Annotated in this window: 22 protein-coding genes; 15 read left to right on the top strand and 7 right to left on the bottom strand. The window is 64.6% G+C overall.

Translation table 11 applies throughout. From position 1 onward, the window contains the following. Positions 1–61 precede the first annotated feature (61 nt). The 8 genes from GM910_RS05365 (at position 62) to GM910_RS05330 (ending at position 10,562) form a co-directional block, all read left to right on the top strand. Entirely contained in the window at positions 62–493 is a 432-nt protein-coding gene (locus GM910_RS05365; RefSeq protein ID WP_159586493.1) for a VOC family protein, read from the top strand. A gap of 214 nt (positions 494–707) precedes the next feature. After that, positions 708–2,813 carry a ParB/RepB/Spo0J family partition protein gene (locus GM910_RS05360; RefSeq protein ID WP_159586492.1) on the top strand — a complete coding sequence of 702 codons (2,106 nt, stop codon included), beginning with the start codon at positions 708–710 and terminating at the stop codon, positions 2,811–2,813. Positions 2,814–2,910: 97 nt separating this feature from the next. Beyond that, the gene (locus GM910_RS05355; protein WP_159586491.1) at positions 2,911–3,132 is read left to right on the top strand and encodes a hypothetical protein; all 222 of its coding nucleotides are present in this window, start codon (positions 2,911–2,913) and stop codon (positions 3,130–3,132) included. A gap of 68 nt (positions 3,133–3,200) precedes the next feature. Beyond that, positions 3,201–3,611 (top strand): hypothetical protein, encoded by a 411-nt coding sequence (locus GM910_RS05350; RefSeq protein ID WP_159586490.1) that lies wholly within the window; start codon positions 3,201–3,203, stop codon positions 3,609–3,611. Beyond that, on the top strand, positions 3,608–3,835 hold the full coding sequence (locus GM910_RS05345; protein ID WP_159586489.1) for a DUF6117 family protein: 228 nt from the start codon (positions 3,608–3,610) through the stop codon (positions 3,833–3,835). Before GM910_RS05350 ends, GM910_RS05345 begins: the two co-directional genes overlap by 4 nt. Positions 3,836–3,930: 95 nt before the next feature. Then, entirely contained in the window at positions 3,931–8,253 is a 4,323-nt protein-coding gene (locus GM910_RS05340) for a strawberry notch family protein (RefSeq protein ID WP_159586488.1), read from the top strand. Continuing rightward, positions 8,253–9,317 (top strand): DUF7146 domain-containing protein, encoded by a 1,065-nt coding sequence (locus tag GM910_RS05335; protein ID WP_201285413.1) that lies wholly within the window; start codon positions 8,253–8,255, stop codon positions 9,315–9,317. The genes GM910_RS05340 and GM910_RS05335 overlap by 1 nt, the downstream gene beginning before the upstream one ends. A 321-nt stretch (positions 9,318–9,638) precedes the next feature. Further along, positions 9,639–10,562 carry a DUF2493 domain-containing protein gene (locus GM910_RS05330; protein WP_159586486.1) on the top strand — a complete coding sequence of 308 codons (924 nt, stop codon included), beginning with the start codon at positions 9,639–9,641 and terminating at the stop codon, positions 10,560–10,562. Positions 10,563–10,762: 200 nt separating this feature from the next. Here the strand turns inward: GM910_RS05330 and GM910_RS05325 are convergent, their stop codons facing one another. The 5 genes from GM910_RS05325 to GM910_RS05305 all read right to left on the bottom strand — a co-directional run bounded on the left by GM910_RS05325 (position 10,763) and on the right by GM910_RS05305 (position 13,817). After that, complete coding sequence (locus GM910_RS05325; RefSeq protein ID WP_159586485.1) at positions 10,763–11,233, bottom strand: nuclear transport factor 2 family protein; 471 nt, start codon at positions 11,231–11,233, stop codon at positions 10,763–10,765. Between the two features lie 107 nt (positions 11,234–11,340). Further along, entirely contained in the window at positions 11,341–11,667 is a 327-nt protein-coding gene (locus tag GM910_RS05320; protein WP_159586484.1) for a nuclear transport factor 2 family protein, read from the bottom strand. 10 nt (positions 11,668–11,677) lie between these two features. Continuing rightward, complete coding sequence (locus GM910_RS05315; RefSeq protein ID WP_159586483.1) at positions 11,678–12,661, bottom strand: saccharopine dehydrogenase family protein; 984 nt, start codon at positions 12,659–12,661, stop codon at positions 11,678–11,680. 1 nt (position 12,662) lies between these two features. Continuing rightward, a complete protein-coding gene (locus GM910_RS05310) occupies positions 12,663–13,058 on the bottom strand; it encodes a VOC family protein (RefSeq protein ID WP_159586482.1) in 396 nt (131 codons plus the stop codon). A gap of 15 nt (positions 13,059–13,073) precedes the next feature. Beyond that, on the bottom strand, positions 13,074–13,817 hold the full coding sequence (locus GM910_RS05305) for an SDR family NAD(P)-dependent oxidoreductase (RefSeq protein WP_159586481.1): 744 nt from the start codon (positions 13,815–13,817) through the stop codon (positions 13,074–13,076). 137 nt (positions 13,818–13,954) lie between these two features. Here GM910_RS05305 and GM910_RS05300 point away from each other — a divergent pair, with 137 nt between their 5' ends. Together GM910_RS05300 and GM910_RS05295 are read left to right on the top strand one after the other, a co-directional pair. Further along, positions 13,955–14,836, top strand: a complete 882-nt coding sequence (locus GM910_RS05300; RefSeq protein WP_159586480.1) for an AraC family transcriptional regulator — start codon at positions 13,955–13,957, stop codon at positions 14,834–14,836. 234 nt (positions 14,837–15,070) lie between these two features. After that, the gene (locus GM910_RS05295; protein WP_159586479.1) at positions 15,071–15,511 is read left to right on the top strand and encodes a hypothetical protein; all 441 of its coding nucleotides are present in this window, start codon (positions 15,071–15,073) and stop codon (positions 15,509–15,511) included. A 181-nt stretch (positions 15,512–15,692) separates the two neighbouring features. Here the strand turns inward: GM910_RS05295 and GM910_RS05290 are convergent, their stop codons facing one another. Beyond that, positions 15,693–15,905 carry a hypothetical protein gene (locus tag GM910_RS05290; RefSeq protein ID WP_159586478.1) on the bottom strand — a complete coding sequence of 71 codons (213 nt, stop codon included), beginning with the start codon at positions 15,903–15,905 and terminating at the stop codon, positions 15,693–15,695. Between the two features lie 175 nt (positions 15,906–16,080). On the opposite strand from GM910_RS05290, the gene GM910_RS05280 reads away from it, so the two are divergent. The 5 genes from GM910_RS05280 to GM910_RS05265 all read left to right on the top strand — a co-directional run bounded on the left by GM910_RS05280 (position 16,081) and on the right by GM910_RS05265 (position 18,119). Next, positions 16,081–16,404 (top strand): DUF736 domain-containing protein, encoded by a 324-nt coding sequence (locus tag GM910_RS05280; protein ID WP_159586477.1) that lies wholly within the window; start codon positions 16,081–16,083, stop codon positions 16,402–16,404. Between the two features lie 185 nt (positions 16,405–16,589). Then, positions 16,590–16,850 carry a helix-turn-helix domain-containing protein gene (locus GM910_RS05275; RefSeq protein ID WP_159586476.1) on the top strand — a complete coding sequence of 87 codons (261 nt, stop codon included), beginning with the start codon at positions 16,590–16,592 and terminating at the stop codon, positions 16,848–16,850. Positions 16,851–16,977: 127 nt separating this feature from the next. Further along, complete coding sequence (locus tag GM910_RS05270; RefSeq protein ID WP_159586475.1) at positions 16,978–17,241, top strand: DNA -binding domain-containing protein; 264 nt, start codon at positions 16,978–16,980, stop codon at positions 17,239–17,241. A 124-nt stretch (positions 17,242–17,365) separates the two neighbouring features. Further along, positions 17,366–17,698 (top strand): transcriptional regulator domain-containing protein, encoded by a 333-nt coding sequence (locus tag GM910_RS27130; protein ID WP_246225855.1) that lies wholly within the window; start codon positions 17,366–17,368, stop codon positions 17,696–17,698. After that, positions 17,640–18,119, top strand: coding sequence for a DUF2285 domain-containing protein (locus GM910_RS05265; protein WP_246225854.1), 480 nt, complete (start codon positions 17,640–17,642; stop codon positions 18,117–18,119). The genes GM910_RS27130 and GM910_RS05265 overlap by 59 nt, the downstream gene beginning before the upstream one ends. 253 nt (positions 18,120–18,372) lie before the next feature. Here the strand turns inward: GM910_RS05265 and GM910_RS05260 are convergent. Next, a protein-coding gene (locus tag GM910_RS05260) for an IS3 family transposase (protein ID WP_159586474.1) occupies positions 18,373–19,472 on the bottom strand; the annotation gives its coding sequence in 2 pieces (ribosomal slippage) (positions 18,373–19,211 and positions 19,211–19,472; 1,101 coding nt in all). Between the last annotated feature and the right edge of the window lie 80 nt (positions 19,473–19,552).

Below are 19,552 nucleotides of genomic sequence, written 5' to 3'. Positions count from 1 at the left end.
CGGCGTTTGCGATCCCGGAACGTGCGGAGGAGCGACACATCCCGAAACGAAAGGAAGAAACATGGAACCAAGCCAAGCGAAGATAAGAACGACCGTCCTCTGCCTGCCCGTCAGCGACCCGGACCGGACCCTCGCATACTATCGGAACGTGTTCGGATATCGCGACGCGGAGATTGAAGAGGGGATCATCGCTCTCGAACTCCCCAACCTATCCCTGTTCCTTATGGAGAAAGACGCCTTCGAGACCTACAGCAGGAAAGCCGGACGGGACGCGCAGCTTCCAGGCGCAAATGCTGGCATGGCGATCAGCTGCGCGATGGAGACCAGGGAGGCGGTCGATGCGATGCTGGAGGCTGCGCCCATGCATGGCGGCTCCGTGCCAGGGAAGGCCGCGATGGATGAAATGTCGGGAGGGTACACGGGTTACGTTTCCGATCCCGACGGTCATTTGTGGGAGCTCGTATTCCCGGAACCGAGAACGGAAGGCAGCTAGCTCTTCCGAGTGGCTCGGCGTCGCCGCCCGCTCCGATACGAATTGAGAAGTGGATGTTGACGTGGCAACGCGTTGGGATGTCCGGTCGGAGATATTTCGGGCCGTGGGCTGAACGAGCAGTGCCGGATAGTAGAGTGAGAGGGCTGCGCCCTTTTCCGTGACGGGTTGGAAGCCGAGAGAGAGGCTCTCGGCGCCTGTCGCGGAGTAACTCACCATGGCAACTGCCAGTCAAAAAGTCACCCTGTCGTCCTCGCGCGATATTCCCTTCAACAAGCTGGTGCTCAGCCAAGCCAACGTCCGGCGGGTCAAGGCCGGCGTCTCGATCGAAGAGCTCGCCGAGGACATCGCCCATCGCGGCCTCCTGCAGAGCCTCAATGTCAGGCCGGTCGTGGACAACGACGGCAACGAGACGGGCATGTTCGAGATTCCCGCCGGCGGCCGCCGCTACCGGGCGCTCGAACTGCTCGCCAAGAAGAAGCGTCTCGCCAAGACCACGCCGGTGCCCTGCATCGTGCGCGAGGGCAGCACCGACATTTCGGCCGAGGAGGATTCCCTGGTCGAGAACGTCCAGCGCGCGCCGCTGCATCCGCTCGATCAGTTCCGCGCCTTTCGGACCCTCCGCGAGCAAGGTCTGAGCGAGGAAGAGATCGCCGCGCGCTTCTTCGTCTCTGTCAACATCGTCAAGCAGCGGCTCAAGCTCGTCTCCGTCTCCGAAAAGCTGCTCGACCTCTATGCCGAGGACGGCATGACGCTGGAACAGCTCATGGCCTTCACCGTTTCCGCCGATCCCGCCCGCCAGGAGCAGGTCTGGGAGGCGATCGAGCATGGCTGGTCGAAGGAACCCTATCAGATCCGCCGCATGCTGACCGAGAACACCGTCCGCGTGTCCGACCGGCGTGTGCGCTTCCTCACGGTCGATGCCTATGAAGAAGCCGGCGGCACCGTCATGCGTGACCTCTTTCAGGACGATGACGGTGGCTGGATCGAAGACGTGCCGCTGCTCGAACGGCTCGTCGCCGACAAGCTCAAGCTCGAGGCAGAAACCATCGCCGAGGAAGGCTGGAAGTGGATCGAGGTCGCGGCCGATTTCCCTTACGGCCATACGCATGGGCTCCGGCAGCTCGGCGGCACGCCGGTCGATCTGACCGACGAGGAGCGTGCCAGTCGTGAGGCCCTGCGTGAGGAGTTCGACCGGCTCGAAGCCGAATATGCCGCGGCCGACGAACTGCCCGACGAGGTGGATGAGCGGCTCGGCGAGATCGAGGCGGCGCTGGAGGCCTTTGAGGATCGGCCGATGCGCTACGATCCTGCCGAGATCGAGCGTGCCGGAACCTTCGTCAGCATTCGGCACGATGGGCAGCTTTCGGTCGATCGCGGCTATGTCCGTCCCGAGGACGAGGCGCTCGAGACCGATGACGACACCGGCGCGGGCGTCGATGGAAACACGGCAACCGATCGCGACGGTGCCGTGCAGCGTACGGTGATCACCGTGGGCGGTGAGGCCGAGAGCCCGGATGAGGAGGAAGACACGGTTAAGCCGCTGCCCGAGCGGCTCGTGATCGAGCTCACCGCGCATCGCACGCTTGCCCTGCGGGACACGCTGGCGAACAATCCGCATGTCGCGATGACGGCGCTCCTCCACAAGCTGGTGCGCGACACTTTCCGCCATGTCTCCGCGACCGGTTGCCTCGAAGCGTCCGTTCGCCACGTCTTCTTCCCCGTTCAGGCCACCGATCTGAAGGACAGCCTGTCCGCCAAATCCGTTGAGGAGCGGCAGGAGGCATGGCAGGCCGACCTGCCGTCCGATGACGAGGCGCTCTGGGAGAAGATCGACGGTCTCGACGAGGCAAGCCGCCTGACGCTACTCGCCCATTGCGTCTCGTTTGGCGTGAACGCGCTTTACGAGAAGGCCAATCCCTACGGTGCGGGTCCGACGTTTCACGGCGTGCAGCAGCGCATCCACGAGGCGGATCGGCTGGCCCGCGCAGTGGGGCTCGATATGGTCGAGGTCGGCTGGCGGCCGACGGTCGACAACTATTTCGGCCGCGTGACCAAGCCCCGCATTCTCGAAGCGGTCCGCGAGGCCAAGGGCGAGGAGACCGCACAGCTCATCGACCATCTGAAGAAGCCGGACATGGCGAAGGAGGCCGAACGGCTGCTCGCCGACAGCGGCTGGCTTCCCGAGCCGCTGCGCCTCTCCACGCCCGATGACGTCAACGCCGGCGATGACGGGGCCGACTCAGATGCGCTTCCGGCGTTCCTCGCCGAGGACGAGGACGCCGACGCCGACGGCGATCCGCAGCCGGTCGCGGCCGAATGAACCGAGGGCGGGGCGGCGCCAGCCGTCCCGCCGCTCTTCCCACCATCTCTATCGCCCGGCCGTCGCGCCGGGCGCTTTCGTTTCAGGAGACGTTTCCATGAATAGCGAACACGCACATCGCACGCGCCGCGTCGTTTTCCAGTTCCTCGTGCCCCTCCATGTCGAGGTCGAGGACGGCATCGTCAGCGCCGTCACGGTGATCGACGAAACCCCCGTGCGCGATCCCACCCTTGTCGAAGGCGACCCGACCTATCTCGACGAGGCCGTCAAGCGCGCCGACGACGGCCAGCCCTGGCCGTCCTGGCGCTTCGGCTACTAGCCGCTCACCCCCAATCCGCAATTCGAGCCCGGCCATCGCGCCGGGCTTTCTCGTTTCAGGAGGCCGTCATGGCTGACTATTTCACGCACTTCTCGTGCCTGCTCGATGTTGGCACGCCCGGCAACGCCGCCCGCGCGCTGGATTTGTACAATGATCTTTGTGCGGAAGGTGCTGCGGAAGATCCACCTTCCGATGGCTTTCTGCTGTCGCTCGATCCCGCCCACGGAGGCTCAAAACTCTGGATGCGGGACGACGGCACCGGCGATCCGCAACGCGTCATCGACTTCGTTCTGCGCTGCGCGGACGCCTTCGCGCTCACCGGTCACTGGGGATTTCAATGGGCGAACACCTGCTCGCGTCCGCGGGTGAACACCTTCGGCGGCGGCGCGCATGTGCTCGACCTTGGCCGACGCGACTCGGTCGCCTGGATCGGCACGCATGGCTGGTTCGACGATACCATCAAGGGAGGCCGACCATGAGCATTCCCGCCCATGCCCGCGCCAATTTCCAGACGCTCCTGCGCGCGGCGGCCGATGGCAATCTCGCCTTGCTCGAATGCACCGACGCCGCGACTGGCGCTCCGCGCTACGTCGTCTGCGCCGTCGGCCGGGACGGCGAGGAATTCCTCTTCACGCCGTTCGGACATCTCGCCGAGGGCAACCCCTACGACGCCTATCTCCCACCGGTGCCGGAGGCGCCGTGAGAGGGAGAGGCAGGCCGGGACGGGTTTGAGCCGGTGCGGTCCGAGAGAGAGCGCTGGCCGGCTCGTCCCGTTCCCGCTCTCCCGAGGTTCTCCCCATGACACAGCTTGCTTCGACGGCGGCGCTCGCCAGCGCCGCCCAACCGCTCGTCCCGGCCAATTCCACGCCCTCCCTGGCCGAGGCTGCTCGCCTTCTCTTGCCGCATCTCGAACAGGGTCGTCTCATCGATGCACCGGTCCTGCGCGCCGCAATGGACGTCGCGTTCGGCGGCTCCGACACTGATGGCGCATGGGACTGGAAGACCGCTTACGATGCCTGCGAGGGCGCGGCGGTCCTGTTCCTGCGCAAGTACGGAAAGGCGCTTCTGCGTAAAGCCGGATCTCCGGCAGCTGCGATGCCGCTGCTCGCGAAGATCGCCGATCTTCTGCCCTCGCACACGCGCCGCTCCGAAGAGAGCGAGGCCTTCCAGCAATTCTCGACGCCGCTCGCCCTGGGCTTCGCCGCGGCGACCGCCGCCGCCATCACGGCCGACGACATCGTGCTGGAGCCGTCCGCCGGCACTGGCCTGCTCGCCATTCTCGCCGAGATCGCCGGAGGCAGCCTCCATCTCAACGAACTCGCCGAGACACGCGGGGATCTCCTGTCCTCTCTCTTTCCGGCTCTGTCCGTCACACGCTTCGACGCGGCCCAGATCGATGATTATCTGGACGCCGCCGCCGTGCCCAGCGTCGCGCTGATGAACCCGCCATTCTCGGCGATGGCAAACGTGTCGGGACGCGTGGCTGACGCCACCTATCGCCATGTCGCCTCGGCGCTGGCGCGTCTGGCGCCCGGCGGGCGGTTCGTCGCCATCACCGGCGCCAGCTTCGCGCCCGATGCGCCCAGATGGCGGGACGCCTTCGTCCGCCTGCAGGAAAGCGGCCGCATCGTCTTCACAGCCGCCATCGATGGCGCGGTTTACGTTCGGCACGGCACGACCATCGACACGCGACTGACGGTGATCGACAAGATCCCGGCCGACGATCCGGCCGTGTTCCCGGCATCGCCCGGCGTTGCTGCCGATGCGGCCACGCTGCTCGCCTGGGTCCAGGCGCTAGTGCCGCCGCGTCCGCTCGTGACGCTGCCGACAAGCTCCGCGCATATGAACCGCCCGGCTCCCCTGAACGGAGCGAACTCCAGGCGGGTCGATACCACGCCGGCGCCAATCCTGTCCGCACAGGAGGGCGTGACGGTCGACTACGAGACCGTCGACTGGGCACCGCCTGAAGGCACGCGACTCACCGATGCGCTGTATGAGGCTTACGCGCTTCAGTCGATCCGTATTCCCGGGTCTCAGGCGCATCCGACCAAGCTCGTGCAATCGGCGGCCATGGCCTCGGTCGCCCCGCCCAGGCCGAGCTATCGTCCGCATCTGCCGCCGGACCTCATTGCGAATGGTGTTCTGTCCGACGCCCAGCTCGAAAGCGTGATCTATGCGGGCGAAGCCCACAGTCAGCATCTCGCCGCCGCCTGGACCGTCGATGAGACCTGCGATGTCGTCACCGCGGCCGCCGACGATCAGGACGGCGCCGTTCGCTTTCGGCGCGGCTGGTTTCTCGGCGACGGCACCGGCGCGGGTAAGGGCCGCCAGGTCGCCGGCATCCTGCTCGACAACTGGCTCAAAGGCCGCCGCCGCGCAGTCTGGGTGTCCAAGTCCGACAAGCTGATCGAGGACGCGCAGCGCGACTGGTCGGCGCTCGGACAAGAGCGACTCCTGGTCACGCCGCTGTCGCGCTTTCGACAGGGCACGCCGATCCGCCTCTCGCAAGGCATCCTTTTTACGACCTACGCCACGCTGCGCTCCGACGAGCGCGGATCGAAGGTTTCCCGCGTCCGGCAGATCGTCGATTGGTTGGGAAAGGACTTCGATGGAGTGATCATTTTCGACGAAAGCCACGCCATGCAGAATGCCGCCGGATCGAAAGGCGAGCGCGGCGACCAGGCCGCCTCGCAGCAGGGCCGCGCCGGGCTGCGCCTGCAGCACGCATTGCCCGATGCGCGCGTGGTCTATGTCTCGGCGACCGGCGCCACCACGGTACACAATCTCGCCTACGCCCAGCGGCTCGGCCTGTGGGGCGGAAAGGACTTCCCCTTCGCCACCCGCGCGGAATTCGTCGAAGCGATCGAGGTCGGTGGGGTCGCGGCGATGGAGGTGCTGGCTCGGGATCTGAAGGCGCTCGGCCTCTATCAGGCTCGCTCGCTCTCCTATGAAGGCGTCGAATATGAGCTGCTCGAGCACCAGCTCACCGACGAGCAGCGGCGCATCTATGACGCCTATGCCGGCGCCTTCACGATCATTCACAACAATCTCGACGCGGCCATGCGGGCGACCAACGTCACGGGCAGCGAAGGCACGCTGAACGCACAGGCCAAATCCACCGCCCGCTCCGCCTTCGAGAGCGCCAAGCAGCGCTTCTTCAATCATCTCATCACGGCGATGAAAACGCCGTCGCTGATCGCTTCCATCGACGCCGACCTCGCCGCTGGCCATGCCGCCGTCATCCAGATCGTCTCGACCGGCGAGGCCCTGATGGAAAGGCGTCTCGCCGAGATCCCGACCGAGGACTGGAACGATGTCCAGGTCGACATCACGCCGCGTGAATATGTGCTCGACTATCTGGCGCATTCCTTTCCGGTGCAGCTCTATGAGCCTTTCACCGACAGCGAGGGCAATCTGTGCTCGCGGCCGGTGTTCCGCGACGGCCAGCCCGTCGAAAGCCGCGAGGCCGTCGCCCGGCGCGACCGGCTGATCGAAAAACTCGCTTCGATGCCGCCCGTGCCCGGCGCGCTCGACCAGATCGTCCAGCGCTTCGGCACCGATGAGGTGGCCGAGGTGACCGGCCGCTCGCGCCGCATCGTCCGCAAGGGTGACCGCCTTGCCGTGGAAGGCCGCGCCGTCGCCGCCAACCTCGCCGAGACCGCCGCCTTCATGGACGACGCCAAGCGTATCCTGGTCTTTTCGGACGCCGGCGGGACCGGGCGCTCCTACCATGCCGATCTCGCGGCGAAGAACCGGCGGCTGCGCGTCCACTATCTGCTGGAGCCAGGCTGGAAAGCCGATGCCGCGATCCAGGGCCTGGGGCGCACCAACCGCACCAACCAGGCGCAGCCGCCGCTCTTCCGGCCGGTCGCCACCGACGTGAAGGCAGAAAAGCGCTTCCTCTCGACCATCGCCCGCCGCCTCGACACGCTCGGCGCGATAACACGCGGCCAGCGCCAGACCGGCGGTCAGGGCCTGTTTCGCGCCGAGGACAATCTCGAAAGCCCCTATGCGCGCGACGCGCTGCGCCGGCTCTATCTGCTGATCGTCGCCGGCAAGGTCGAGGGATGCCCGCTGCAAACCTTCGAGGAGTCAACCGGCCTCAAGCTGACCGACGCCAATGGCATCAAGGACGAGTTGCCGCCGATCACCACCTTCCTCAACCGGCTCCTGGCGCTCACCATCGATCTGCAGAACATCCTGTTCGCGCGCTTCGAGCAGCTTCTCGCGGCGCGGATCGAAGGCGCCATCACCAGCGGCACCTACGACGTCGGACTGGAGACACTGCGCGCGGAACGTTTCACGGTCCTCGAGCGTCAGGCCATCCATACCCATGCCGCGACTGGCGCGGTGACGACGCTGCTGACCATCGCCCAGCGTGAGCGCAACCGGCCGGTCATGCTCGATGACGCGCTCGACCATCTCGCCGATCCTCGCTCCTGCCTGCTGGTCAATGAGCGCTCTGGTCGCGCCGCGGTGCGCGTGCCCACCACCAGCCTCATCAATGATGACGGCTCGGTCGAGCGGCGTGTGCGGCTGATCCGGCCGATGGAGGCGACGAACGTGCCGGTTGCGATGATGGGTGACACCCATTGGATGGAGGCCGATCGCGCCACGTTCACGAAGGCCTGGGAGGCGGAAGTCGCGTCGGTGCCCGAGTTCACCGACAGCACCATCCACATGGTCGTCGGCCTCCTGTTGCCGATCTGGAAGCGCCTGCCGAACGAGTCGACGCGCGTCTACCGGCTGCAGACCGATGACGGCGAGCGGATCATCGGCTGCAAGGTCTCTCCGGCCTGGGCCGCGACCGCCACCACTACCGGCACGACGACGCTCGCCCCGGACGACGCCTTCGCCGCGCTGATGGACGGCCGCACGGTACTCGACCTTGCCGAGGGATTGCAACTTCGCCGCGCCCGCGTCATGGGCGCCAACCGCATCGAGCTCACCGGCTTTACCGACACGATGCGCGATCGTCTCAAGGCCTATGGCCTGTTCGGCGAGATCATCTCCTGGAAGTTCCGCCTGTTCGTTCCGACCGACGTTTCCGGCGCCGCGATTCTCGCCAGGCTGCTGGAGCGCTTTCCGATCCAGCGCATCACCGAGCGGGAGGCTGCATGATGACCCGCGACGCATCTGAACTCGCACACCGTCTCGGCCGGCAGGCCGAGGCCGTGTGCCGCGAGTATCTTTCCAGCGGGCGGCGCGAGGGCCGCTACTGGATGGTGGGTGACGTTCGCAATGCGCCGGGACGCTCGATGTTCGTGCGCCTCGTCGGGCCCGAATCCGGCAAAGGCGCGGCCGGCAAGTGGACCGACGCGGCCACCGGCGAGCATGGCGATCTCCTCGATGTCATCCGCGAAAGCTGCGGCCTTGTCGAATTCAAGGACGTGGCCGATGAGGCACGGCGCTTCCTCGCGCTCCCGCATCCTGAACCAGAACCGGCAACATCACATCGACGGAAGGCACCCGCACCAACGGGCTCGCCGCTCGCAGCGAAGCGGCTGTTTTCGATGGCTCGGCCAATCAGGGGCACGCTCGCAGAATCGTATTTCCGTAATCGCGGCATTACGGCTTTGCACGGAACCGGATCGCTGCGCTTCCATCCGCGCTGCTACTACCGGCCCGACGAGCATGCGCCGACCGAGACCTGGCCGGCCGTGATCGCGTCGGTCACCGATCTCGATGGACACCAGACGGGCGCCCATCGCACCTGGCTCGATCCGAACGGGTTCAGCGAGGCGAGGCTCGGCAAGGCGCCAATCGACACCCCGCGACGGGCAATGGGCGACCTCCTCGGCCACGCGGTGCGCTTCGGCGTGGCGGGCGAGGTCATGGCCGCCGGCGAAGGCATCGAGACCATGCTGTCGCTGCGATGCGTCCTGTCCGACATGCCGATGGCGGCAGCGCTTTCCGCTGCCCATCTCGCCGCCCTCGCACTCCCGGTCACGCTGCGCCGTCTCTATATCGTGCGCGATGACGATCCGGCAGGCGAAGAGGCGCGTGACAGCCTGGGTGCACGCGCCGAGGCCGAGGGGATCGAAACGCTGACCATCGCGCCGATGCTGGGCGATCTCAACGAGGATCTGCGGCTGCGCGGACTGGATGCGTTCACGGCATCGGTTCGGATCCAACTCGCCCCGCAGGATGTCGCACGCTTTCTGAAGACCGCTCAGTTGGCCTGAACGGGAAGCGGCGTGGCGGGGTCGGTATCGCCGCCGTCACGCGCGGGCGCTCCCATCGATGTCGCAGAGGGCCGCGCCCCGGCCTTCTTCAGAGGGCGACCGGACGGCAGCCGGGCCGGGCCGACAATGGCTGCGGCCGACGATTTTCCGGCGGCCCTGCGGGCCTTTCCATCGCGAAGCAAAATCGTCGGCCTCCGGCATCCTCCGCTCACGCTCCGGCCCGTCCGCTCGCGCTTCCGGGTGCAGGCCCGGCCCGCCCGCCGTCTTGCGGCGCCATGAAGGCCGCGGCGGGCGCGGCCAACCGACAAAGGGAGCATCCCCATGGCGCATGAAGACGACGACACCTTCGAGCCCCACCACGAAGCCTCTCCGACCGACCACGCGCTGAGCGAACTGCAGCTCTACGGCTATCACCACGACGAGAACACGCCGGACCCGAGACCCGTCCCTGAAGATCGCACCATCGAAGGCGCCGTCTCCGACATCTTCGACGCCCTCATCGCCACGATGGCCGACACAGCGCTCGATTTCGACCTCGACGACCTGCTCTGGTCGACCGTCAACAGCTTTCACCGCGCCGTCGACCGGGTGGAACGCAAGCTCGATGACAACGAGCAGGCGCAGAAGCGCCGGCAGCGGGAACAGGACGGTTCGGAAGTCAAAGCCGTCGAGCTCGAGCGGTTGATCGAGGTCGGCAAGAGCCTCATCGAACGCCGCGACAGCCTGGAAGTCTTCCGCGAAAGTGCCGCCGAGCACTATCTTCGCACCACCGGCACGCCCTGGTCACCGCGAACCGGATCACGGGTCAACCATCGCGCGCTGACATCGGCCATGATCGATAGCCGCGACTTCATCGCCGCCCGGAAACGCGCCGACGCGCAAGTGCTCCTGCCCGATGGACCGAAGGTCGCCCTCACCGGCGGGCTCGACTTCAACGACCACCGGCTGATCTGGGACAAACTCGACCAGGTCCATGCCAAGCACCCCGACATGGTGCTGATGCACGGCAAGTCACCGAAAGGCGCCGAGAAGATCGCCGCCCGCTGGGCCGATCACCGCAACGTGCCCCAGATCGGTTTCGCGCCCGACTGGACGAAGCACGGCCGCGCCGCACCTTTCAAGCGCAACGACCAGATGCTCAATGTCCTGCCAATCGGCGTCATGGTCTTTCCCGGCACCGGCATCCAGGAGAACCTCGGCGACAAGGCCAGGAAGCTCGGCATCCCGGTTTGGCGGTTCGAATGAACCGGCGTGCATGGCAGCGTCGCGCCAGAAGCGGTCATACACCTCGGGATAGCCCCAGACGCTACAAGGCAAAGGATCAACGCTGATGACCCGACTCGGCTCTTCCACCGGCAGCGCGATAAGGACGGGCATGCTTGCAAGAGCAGCGGCGGGACTCAGTTCCCGCCACCGCTCTATAGCTACTGTTTCGTTGCCCCGGCCTACACGACCGACAAGACAGCTGGGTCGCCCGTCCGCCAGACATTGTCGACGGTATTGCGCGTGATGACCCAGACATCGCCTGCCCGGATCAGCTCGACGTCGTAGCGGTTCTTCATCAGATAATGACGCGAGGGATCGCTGCGGGGAACGTGCTGGGCTTCCACGAGCACATCCATGCGTGCCGTGTCGCCGTCGATGGTCACACGCGGATTGCTGACGGAATGGGTCGTGTCCAGCGTGCTGAGCGACGTCGACAGGGCCGCAACGATGACATCCCGGCCTTCGATGACCGGATATTCGAACCCGGCCTTGGCACCGGCCGGCCGGAAGTCCGAGACCGCGTTTTCTGCGAGTGAGGACGCGAGAAGCTCCTTGTCGCGAAGGTCGATACCAGCCGCGAAGCGATACAGCGCTTCGACCACAGCCAGCTTGTCAGCGGCCTCTTGAGTGAGAGATGTCGAGGTTGTCATGAACGTACTCCTTCTCATGCCAGAGGCTCGCGGGATGCAAGCCTTCTCCGGTATCGGCGCCTTCGGCGCAGATGTTCGTTGTTTCGGTGAAGCTGTTTATGGATCTGTTATTCGAGATCGGCGTCGATGCGCTCGATCAGGCCCTCAGAATTGATCGCCATCTTGAGGATGCCTACCTCGTGGCCGAAATCTCCCGTAAAATCGAGGCGGACGGTCGCGTTGAAGTCGTCCACCTTGTCGATGGACAGCAGCCTGCTTGCGGTGTTGTAACCAACGAAGAACCGCTCGAAATAGATCCGGACGCCGTTCCTGCCGACGAAGGCGTCGCCGACCGAAACATCGTTGATGACGGCATCGGGAGCGAACAGGGACAGCGTACTCCCGACATCGAAGGCGTTTGCGGTCGCGATGAAGGATTCGACGAGCTTCTGCATGGTGCGTTCCTCAGATGTCGACGATCGTGGTGTCGGCGATGGTCTGAGCGAAGCCGCTTCCGAACAGAACGGCGGGCGTCTGGAAGCCGGGGCGGACTTCGCCTGCGAGCGCACGGCGGCCAGCTTCGGCCGCAGCCATCGCGGTGAAGGTGTAGCCGTTGACCGTGTCGAGAAGCGAACGGGTCACCTGGCCTTCCGCGTCGGTGACTTCGACGGCCGCCTGGTATCGGTTCGCGAGACGATCCTCTTCACTCGGCCCATCCGGAAGCAGGGAGAGATCGCCCTGCGGAAAGCCGTCGCCTGTCACATGCACGAAGGTCTCGACATCAGGGACGCCCGTCGACCGCCAGATCGTGATGAGATCGGGAAGTGTCACCGGGAAACAGTCGACCGCACCCTTGCCGAAGTCGAATTTCCGAATGCCCTCGGCAGGAGCGCTGACGAGCTTGCCGTCGATACGAACCAGGGTCTGGGTGGTGACATTTTCCATGGCGCTGATCGCCGACCCGCGCGAGAGACCACCTGCGACATGCAGCGCGATCCTGATTTTGCGGGGGTCGCGGACCTTCCCGACAGCGTGTCCGGCTAGGCTGCCGAGCATTGCGACGCTGCCACCACCGCCTGGCATCAGCATGATCCCTGCTGCCTTCGCCTCGTTGTCCAGGTCTTCGGCCTGACGGTAGCTGTCGAGTTCGGCTGCAGTGTCGAGATAGTGTACGCCGTTGCGGAGCGACGCCCGCATCAGGGCTTCGGCGGTCCGCAGGAAAGGACCGGCGCTGTTCAGCAGGACCGAAACATCGGCAAGGCCATTGTCGATCGCCGCGGTGTCGTCGAGGCCGAACACCCGGTATTCAACGCCGAGCTCGGCGGCAAGCCTGGAGAGGGGCGCTTTGCTGCGACCTGCGACAACGAGAGGCGTGCCTGCCGCCTTCGCATGCTCTGCCGCCATGCGGCCGGTATAGCCGGTCGCGCCATAGATCATCAGTTTTGTCATGTCAGTGCTGCCATTCCTTGTAGACGAATTCGAGGCTGTAGCCATCGGGGTCGCGAACCTGCGCGGCGTAATAGCGTGGGTCGTAGTGAAGCTGCGGGCCGGGCGGATGGATCTCGGTTGCGCCCGCGGTGATCGCAGCGTCATAGGCGGCATCGACTTGGGCGGCGCCTTTGGCGACGAAACCGACATGAGCCGAGCGGCCGTCGACAACCCCTTCGCGAAGCCAGAAAAACACCCTGCCGTTCGCCCCAAAACCTTTCAGGTCCGGATGGCCGGGAGGCCCTTCCTTCCCTTCGTAGTCATGTGCATGGACGATTCCGAGCGGCGCCAGCGCCGCCTCGTAAAAGCCGATCGAACGGGCGATGTCGCTGACGGAGATGAAGACGTGGTCGAGCATGCTGTTCTCCTTTGGTCAGATGATGTAGCCGCCCGCGACTTCGATGTTCTGGGCGTTGATCCAGCGGTTCTCGCTCGACAGAAGACTGGCGACGACCCCACCGATCTCTTCGGGTTCGCCGACGCGGCCGAGCGCGGTCTGGCCTGCGAGCATCGCCTCGAACTCGTCGTTCAGGCCGCCGCCGAGTTCGGTGCGGATTGCACCGGGTGCGATCGAGTTCGCCCTGATTCCCCGCCCGCCGAACTCCTTGGCCATGTAGCGGGTCAGGACTTCGAGACCGCCTTTGAAGGAGGCATAGGGCGCGACACCTGCTGTCGCCACACGCGAGGTAGCGCTGGTGATGTTGATGATCTGGCCGCCGTTCGCCATCATCGGCAGCAGGATCCGGGTCAGGAAGAACGGGCCTTTGAGGTGGACGTTGAACAGTCCGTCGAACTGTTCTTCCGTCACTTTGGCGATCGGACTGAAGAGGCCGTATCCGGCGTTGTTGACGAGGTAGTCGAAATCGCCACGACCCCAGACGGATTGCAGCTGGGCGGCGACGGCGTCACGAAACGCCGGGAAGGCACCGACGTTTCCGACGTCGAGCTTCAGGGCCACGGCCCTGCCACCGCTCTGCACGATCGTCTTCACGACGTTCTCTGCTTTTTCGGGATTGGCGTTGTAGGTCACGACCACGCCCATGCCCTTGCGGGCGCATTCGACGGCGGTGCTCGCTCCGAGGCCCCGGCTGCTTCCGGTGATGATGACGATCTTCATGGGGCTTTTCTTTCCCTGTTCGGTATGACCTGAAGCTAGGCCCGCGCCATCTCTGGCGCTCACCCATTTCTCTCTGAAACTTGCCTATTTCTGCTTCGCGCTTGCGGAGCCGGCCTCAGGCTGTCACCTTCGCCCTCATGGAAAAGCAACTTCAGGAACTGCGCAGCCTGGCCTCGTCAGCCGAAAACCGCCGGACGGAAACAGGAATTCCCCGCGTCGCCATGGTCCAGGGCGAAATACCGGAGCACCGGCTTTCGGCCGTCTACGAGCCGATGATCAACCTGATCCTGACCGGCTCGAAGACGATGACGGTCGGCGAACGGACCTTCGCCTATGACCCCGCCACCTATTTCGTCATGTCGGTCGATCTTCCGGCCGTGGGATCGGTGCATCCGTCGGCCTCCGGGGAGCCGTATCTCGCGGTCAGCCTGACGCTTCATCCTCCGACGGCCGCGTCGCTGATTAGCGACCTTCCCGTTCGGGTCTGCAGCAAGCTGTTTGGATCGGGCTTCTCGGTTGCGCCGGTCAACGACGAGTTTCTCGATGCCTGGGTGCGGATGCTCCGGCTGATGGACCGGCCGGACGAGGTCGCCGTGCTTGCCCCCGCTTACGAAAGGGAGATCCTGTTCCGGGTGCTGCAGGGGCCGCTCGGCTGGATGCTTCGGGACATCGCGGCCCCCGACGCTGCCCTGTCGCGGATCGGCGTCGCGATCCAGTGGATTCGTGAGAACTTCGCAAAGCCGCTGCGTGTCGAAATGCTCGCCGAAATGGCAGCTCTAAGCGTCTCCGCGTTCCATCGTCACTTCAAGGCGGTCACGGCGCTCAGCCCGATTCAGTACCAGAAACAGGTCCGTCTTCTGCATGCCCGGACACTTCTGATGTCGGGAGAGGGAAACGCTACAGCGGTGGCCTTCGGCGTCGGCTACGAGAGCCCGAACCAGTTCAGCAGGGAATACGCCCGGCAGTTCGGGCTGCCTCCGTCCAAGGATGTGGTGCGGCTGCGTCGTCAGGCGGCGTGATGCGGTTAGGGTTGGAAGGATGCCCTTAGGAGACGCTCTTCATCAGGCTTCCGCGCCTCATGCGGACGAGCCGGTCTCTGGCTGAACATGTGGTTCGAGCGAGGTGTCGATGACTGGTTGGGTCAGGAGCGGACCTTCTGGCTCGCAGCTCGATCGCAAATGTAGTATACTTTTCGTGCGCCATGGTGGTGGTGGAGGCGCGTCCGTTCGATCAGTCGTCACGGAGGCACCACCATGATGATCCTCAGCATTTTTCTCGGCATCGTCGCCATCGGCTTCTGCTGCTGGCTGCTGTTCACCCTCGCCATATTCGCGCTACCGGCTTTTGCCGGCGTCACTATCGGCCTGTGGGCATATCATGCCGGCGCCGGCGTTGCCGGCGGCATTGCCGTCGGCGCCATCGCCGCCTTCCTTACGCTCGTGGTCCTGCAGGCCGGCCTCATGTTTGTACGCCCGCTATGGCTGCGCGCGGCCCTTGCCCTGGCCTTTGTCGTGCCGGCTGCGATTGCCGGGTTTCATGCGACGCACGGCATCGTCAAGCACGCCGTGCCGTCGCCTGTGTGGCAGTTCGTCTTCTCCCTGATTGGCAGTCTCGCCGTCGGCATCACAGCCTATATCCGGCTGACAACACTCGCTGCGGCCGCGGCCCAGGGACAGAGCATCGCGCGCGCCTGACTCGTCCAGGCGCCGAGGCGGTGTTCGGAAGGTGATCGTGCCGCTGTCACGCCTTGTTGGACCGTGGAAGGCGGGATCGGATTGTCGGGCCGCGCCCACGACTATCGCGTCACATCAGGTCATTGGAACTGCGTCACCGGGTGCACGGCCGGTATGACGATGGCTGGATTCGAGGTTGCCGCTAGCGGCGTCGGTGCCGTTCCAAACGAACAGGGGTCTGCTGGTCGATGTGATCCGCCGCTGACGGTGCCAGACGACTCGATGCGCGCAGGGCCGCCATCGTCTCCTTGTCACGATCGTTGTTGTCGGCCGCTCCAATCGGCCTCTTCAATGGCTTGATCTGGCCGAAGGCCGGCTGCGCCTCGATCGCCTTTGCCGCAATGGCGCCGGTCAACTTTCTTCCCCTGCCGGCTGCGCCGCCATTCCTCGCGGGACAAGAAAGTTTCCCTGCCGCCATCCTCCGCTGACGCTGCGGTCGCAAGCGATGCGCCGTCGATCGCCTTCGGCCTGCCGATCGCCATCGAGGCCGCATGGTGCGGGCTCGAACTCAAAATCAAGGAGACTCAATCATGGCGACCATCGGCACCTTCAAGAAGTCCGGCAACGAATTCACCGGCGAAATCGTCACCCTCAGCCTGCAGACCCGCAATGTCCGCATCGTCCCCGACACCAAGGCGAGCGGCGAGAACGCCCCCAGCCACCGGGTCTATGCCGGCCGCGCCGAGATCGGCGCCGCCTGGTCCAAGCGCTCGAACGAGGGCCGCGACTATCTGGGCCTCAAGCTCGACGATCCGAGCTTCACCGCCCCGATCTACGCCAATCTCTTCGACGACGAGGACGGCGACGGCTACAGCCTCATCTGGTCCCGCCCCAGCCGGCGCAATGGCGACTGAGGCCCGCACGAGCCCCGCCCGGCAAGTCCGGGCGGGGCCAAAGCCGTCGGGCAACCGAATCAGTCCGGCGACTTCCCGGCTTCAACCCGTAAAAGAAGGAAAATTCAGTGGCGAATCCCGCCAAGAGCGACTAAAATAGTCGTAGTTCTGGCGTGCGCATTCGTGACTGTAGGAGGTGATCATGCATGATCACCGCCCGACAATCGCGGGCCGCGCGCGCGTTGCTGGGTTGGACGCAGGAGACGCTCGCTGATAAGGCCCGAATATCGCTGACCGCTCTCAAGCGCCTCGAATCCGAGAACGATCTGAGGGTGTACGAAAGCACGCGCGATCAGGTTCGCCGCGCCCTTGAAGCGAATGGCGTCGTCCTCCTGAACTCTGACCGAGGTGAAGGGGTGATAATCGTTCATGCTGCGGCGAGGCAGGATCAGGAAACGTCGGCCTGACAAAGAACCTGCCGATGGCGCGATCCCTGTCTTCGTCACGGGGATTTCGCGGTGCCCCTCTACAATCCCGGTGAGATTGCGTTAACCATAGCCAGTTGCGGCACCGCGCCGAGACACAGGAGTGCACATGGGCAGAACCGACTTCCTGGATGAACCGCCGAAGAGTGAGCATCTGACAGACTATGACCGCGCCCATGTCGAGACCTATCTGCGATTGCTCGATGCCGAGGCGGACGCCGCACATTGGCGTGAAGTCGTTCGCGTGGTCTTCGGTCTCGACCCCGACAGGCAACCCGAACGCGCCATGCGGGTTCACGAAACCCATCTCGCCCGCGCCCGGTGGATGACGGAGAATGGCTACCGCGACCTCCTGCGATCCGCCTACCACTAGACGCCCGAGGTGATGCACAGGGCGCATCGCCATATGCCGGTTGCCCCGCTATCCAGAATTCAATTTTGCCGCGATCTTCCATGGACATGCGGACCCACTGCACGGAGTCGGGGAGGAAATCGGCATGGTGGCGCGGGGGAATTGGCGGGACGCCGAAAAATATCGATATCTGAAAGACCTGAACTCGGCGGAACTCGCTTGGGAATTTCTCCGGCGCAATTCCGACTACCAGCAGGAAGTCGCGGCCTCGGATCCGTTGGATGACCAAGCCGTAGCGGCGCTGAACGCGCACTGGGGGTTGCGCTTTCCCGATACCTCCGGACCTGCCCGCCACGAATGCCGACATCTTCTGGAGCCCCGCTGTCGATCCGGCCGCAGTCCTTCTGGCGCCGATAGTCGTGCCAGGCTTGATCACGGCAACGATCGCCGTCGATCCGATCAGTGCGAGATCGGCTGAGGAAGGCCTCTATCTCCGCTTCGTCCTCGCCGGCGAGCGCTTCGCTGCCATTGCCCTTGACGGCAAGGCACCTCGCGGCCCTGTAGCCGTCCTCACGCCCGTCGATCCGCTTCTCCATGATCGCGTCGACGCGCTGTTCCGCTTCCGCGACGCTCTTGTTCATCATCGAGCGACACCAGATATTCGCCTCACGGCCCAGCGCAGGTGCCATCTCATCGAAATGCTCCGGGCAATCGATGGCCGGCGGGCAGGCGCCACATATCAGGACATCGCGGAGGCGGTGTTCGGCGCAGAGCGCGAAAGTGCGATTTCATGGAAGTCGATGCCGTTGCGCGACGTCGTGATGCGCCGGGTACGCACTGGCTTCGGTCTTGTAGCTGGCGGCTACCGCACGCTGCTCCACAAACACCGAGCCCAATGACGCCATCGTCTGGCGTAGCTTCCCGATAGGTCAAGCATTGGCAATTGTGCGAACTGAAACGTTCGCTCCCCAAGAAGCACTTCAGTTTGAATTTCTGGTGCCGACGCAATGAGGTGCTTCCCGACTTTGGATCGCCCCGGGCGGGAATTTCCGGGGTGTCTGGCTCAGGGTGGCGCAGCCGCCGATGAGCCTTTCATTTGAGGTGCTTCCCGACTTTGGATCGCCCCGGGCGGGAATTTCCGGGGTGTCTGGCTCAGGGTGGCGCAGCCGCCGATGAGCCTTTCATGAGCGAAATCGGCGGCTTGTTGCCGATCGCGCTGTGCGGGCGGACAGTGTTGTAGTCCTTACGCCATTCCTCCATCTTTGAGCGGGCATCGTCAAGGCTGAGGAACCAGTGGGCGTTGAGGCATTCGGCCCGGAATTTGCCGTTGAACGACTCGATGAAAGCGTTGTCGGTGGGCTTTCCGGGGCGGGAGAAGTCGAGCTCGACACCGCGCTGATAGGCCCACAGGTCGAGGTCGCGGGAGATAAACTCTGAACCCTGATCGACCCTGATCGTCTTCGGATAGCCGACCAGCCGACAGGCCCGCTCCAGCGTCACTACGACATCCTCGCCGCGATAGCTGAACCGCGGATCAACCGCTGGCGAGAAACGCGAGAAGGTATCGACAACGGTCAGAATGCGGATCTTGCGGCCCGTCGCCAGCTGGTCGTGGACGAAGTCCATCGCCCAGACCTGGTTGGAATGCGTGGCATCCGATCGGTCCTCACGCAACCTGGCTTTCACCCTTCGCTTCGGCGTCTTGTTCCTGAGTTGAAGCCCCATCTCCTTGTAAAGGCGGTAGATCCGCTTGGCATTCACGTTCCAACCCTCCCGCCGCAACAGCACATGCACACGCCGATAGCCGTAGCGCACGCGCGTCTCGGCAATCTCCTTGATCCTGGCTTTGAGTTCGGCCTGCTCGCCGCGTTTCGACTTGTAGTGATACAGAGACGTGTCGATCAGCAATGTCGCGCAGGCGCGGCGGATCGAGACCTTCCAGGCCTCCCGCACCTCGTCGACAAGCCGGCGCCGGCGAGCAGGCCTTAGAGCTTTCGCTTGAGAACGTCCTGCAGCATCGCCTTGTCGAGGCTCAGATCGGCGACGATCTTCTTCAGCCGGTTGTTCTCGTCCTCGAGCTGGCGCATGCGCCTCACCTCCGACGGGGTCAGACCGCCATAGCGCTTCTTCCAGTTATAGAACGTGGCGTCCGAAATGCCGGCCTTGCGACAGACCTCCGCCACCGGCGTGCCTTCATCGGCCTGACGCAGGATGAAGGCGATCTGCGCCTCCGAAAACTTCGACTTTTTCATGGAATTCTCCCTCTCCCAATCCGGGGATCATAATTGGAAAATTCCAGCTCAGAACGGTCCGAAAAGCGGGAAGCACGTCA

The sequence above is a fragment of the Chelativorans xinjiangensis genome, from assembly GCF_009812055.1.
GTDB lineage: Bacteria > Pseudomonadota > Alphaproteobacteria > Rhizobiales > Rhizobiaceae > Chelativorans > Chelativorans xinjiangense.
The sequence above is the reverse complement of the archived record's forward strand: the minus strand, read 5'-3'. Positions and strand labels throughout refer to the sequence as shown.

What these genes read in the sequence shown, in the direction of transcription:
- GM910_RS05315 (WP_159586483.1), bottom strand. Translation starts at nt 12,661, where the DNA reads ATGACAAAACTGATGATCTATGGCGCGACCGGCTATACCGGCCGCATG.
- GM910_RS05270 (WP_159586475.1), top strand. Translation starts at nt 16,978, where the DNA reads ATGGGCAGAACCGACTTCCTGGATGAACCGCCGAAGAGTGAGCATCTG.
- GM910_RS05305 (WP_159586481.1), bottom strand. Translation starts at nt 13,817, where the DNA reads ATGAAGATCGTCATCATCACCGGAAGCAGCCGGGGCCTCGGAGCGAGC.
- GM910_RS05295 (WP_159586479.1), top strand. Translation starts at nt 15,071, where the DNA reads ATGATGATCCTCAGCATTTTTCTCGGCATCGTCGCCATCGGCTTCTGC.
- GM910_RS05365 (WP_159586493.1), top strand. Translation starts at nt 62, where the DNA reads ATGGAACCAAGCCAAGCGAAGATAAGAACGACCGTCCTCTGCCTGCCC.
- GM910_RS05330 (WP_159586486.1), top strand. Translation starts at nt 9,639, where the DNA reads ATGGCGCATGAAGACGACGACACCTTCGAGCCCCACCACGAAGCCTCT.
- GM910_RS05320 (WP_159586484.1), bottom strand. Translation starts at nt 11,667, where the DNA reads ATGCAGAAGCTCGTCGAATCCTTCATCGCGACCGCAAACGCCTTCGAT.
- GM910_RS05340 (WP_159586488.1), top strand. Translation starts at nt 3,931, where the DNA reads ATGACACAGCTTGCTTCGACGGCGGCGCTCGCCAGCGCCGCCCAACCG.
- GM910_RS05300 (WP_159586480.1), top strand. Translation starts at nt 13,955, where the DNA reads ATGGAAAAGCAACTTCAGGAACTGCGCAGCCTGGCCTCGTCAGCCGAA.
- GM910_RS05325 (WP_159586485.1), bottom strand. Translation starts at nt 11,233, where the DNA reads ATGACAACCTCGACATCTCTCACTCAAGAGGCCGCTGACAAGCTGGCT.
- GM910_RS05310 (WP_159586482.1), bottom strand. Translation starts at nt 13,058, where the DNA reads ATGCTCGACCACGTCTTCATCTCCGTCAGCGACATCGCCCGTTCGATC.
- GM910_RS27130 (WP_246225855.1), top strand. Translation starts at nt 17,366, where the DNA reads ATGGTGGCGCGGGGGAATTGGCGGGACGCCGAAAAATATCGATATCTG.
- GM910_RS05335 (WP_201285413.1), top strand. Translation starts at nt 8,253, where the DNA reads ATGACCCGCGACGCATCTGAACTCGCACACCGTCTCGGCCGGCAGGCC.
- GM910_RS05360 (WP_159586492.1), top strand. Translation starts at nt 708, where the DNA reads ATGGCAACTGCCAGTCAAAAAGTCACCCTGTCGTCCTCGCGCGATATT.
- GM910_RS05345 (WP_159586489.1), top strand. Translation starts at nt 3,608, where the DNA reads ATGAGCATTCCCGCCCATGCCCGCGCCAATTTCCAGACGCTCCTGCGC.
- GM910_RS05355 (WP_159586491.1), top strand. Translation starts at nt 2,911, where the DNA reads ATGAATAGCGAACACGCACATCGCACGCGCCGCGTCGTTTTCCAGTTC.
- GM910_RS05350 (WP_159586490.1), top strand. Translation starts at nt 3,201, where the DNA reads ATGGCTGACTATTTCACGCACTTCTCGTGCCTGCTCGATGTTGGCACG.
- GM910_RS05280 (WP_159586477.1), top strand. Translation starts at nt 16,081, where the DNA reads ATGGCGACCATCGGCACCTTCAAGAAGTCCGGCAACGAATTCACCGGC.
- GM910_RS05275 (WP_159586476.1), top strand. Translation starts at nt 16,590, where the DNA reads ATGATCACCGCCCGACAATCGCGGGCCGCGCGCGCGTTGCTGGGTTGG.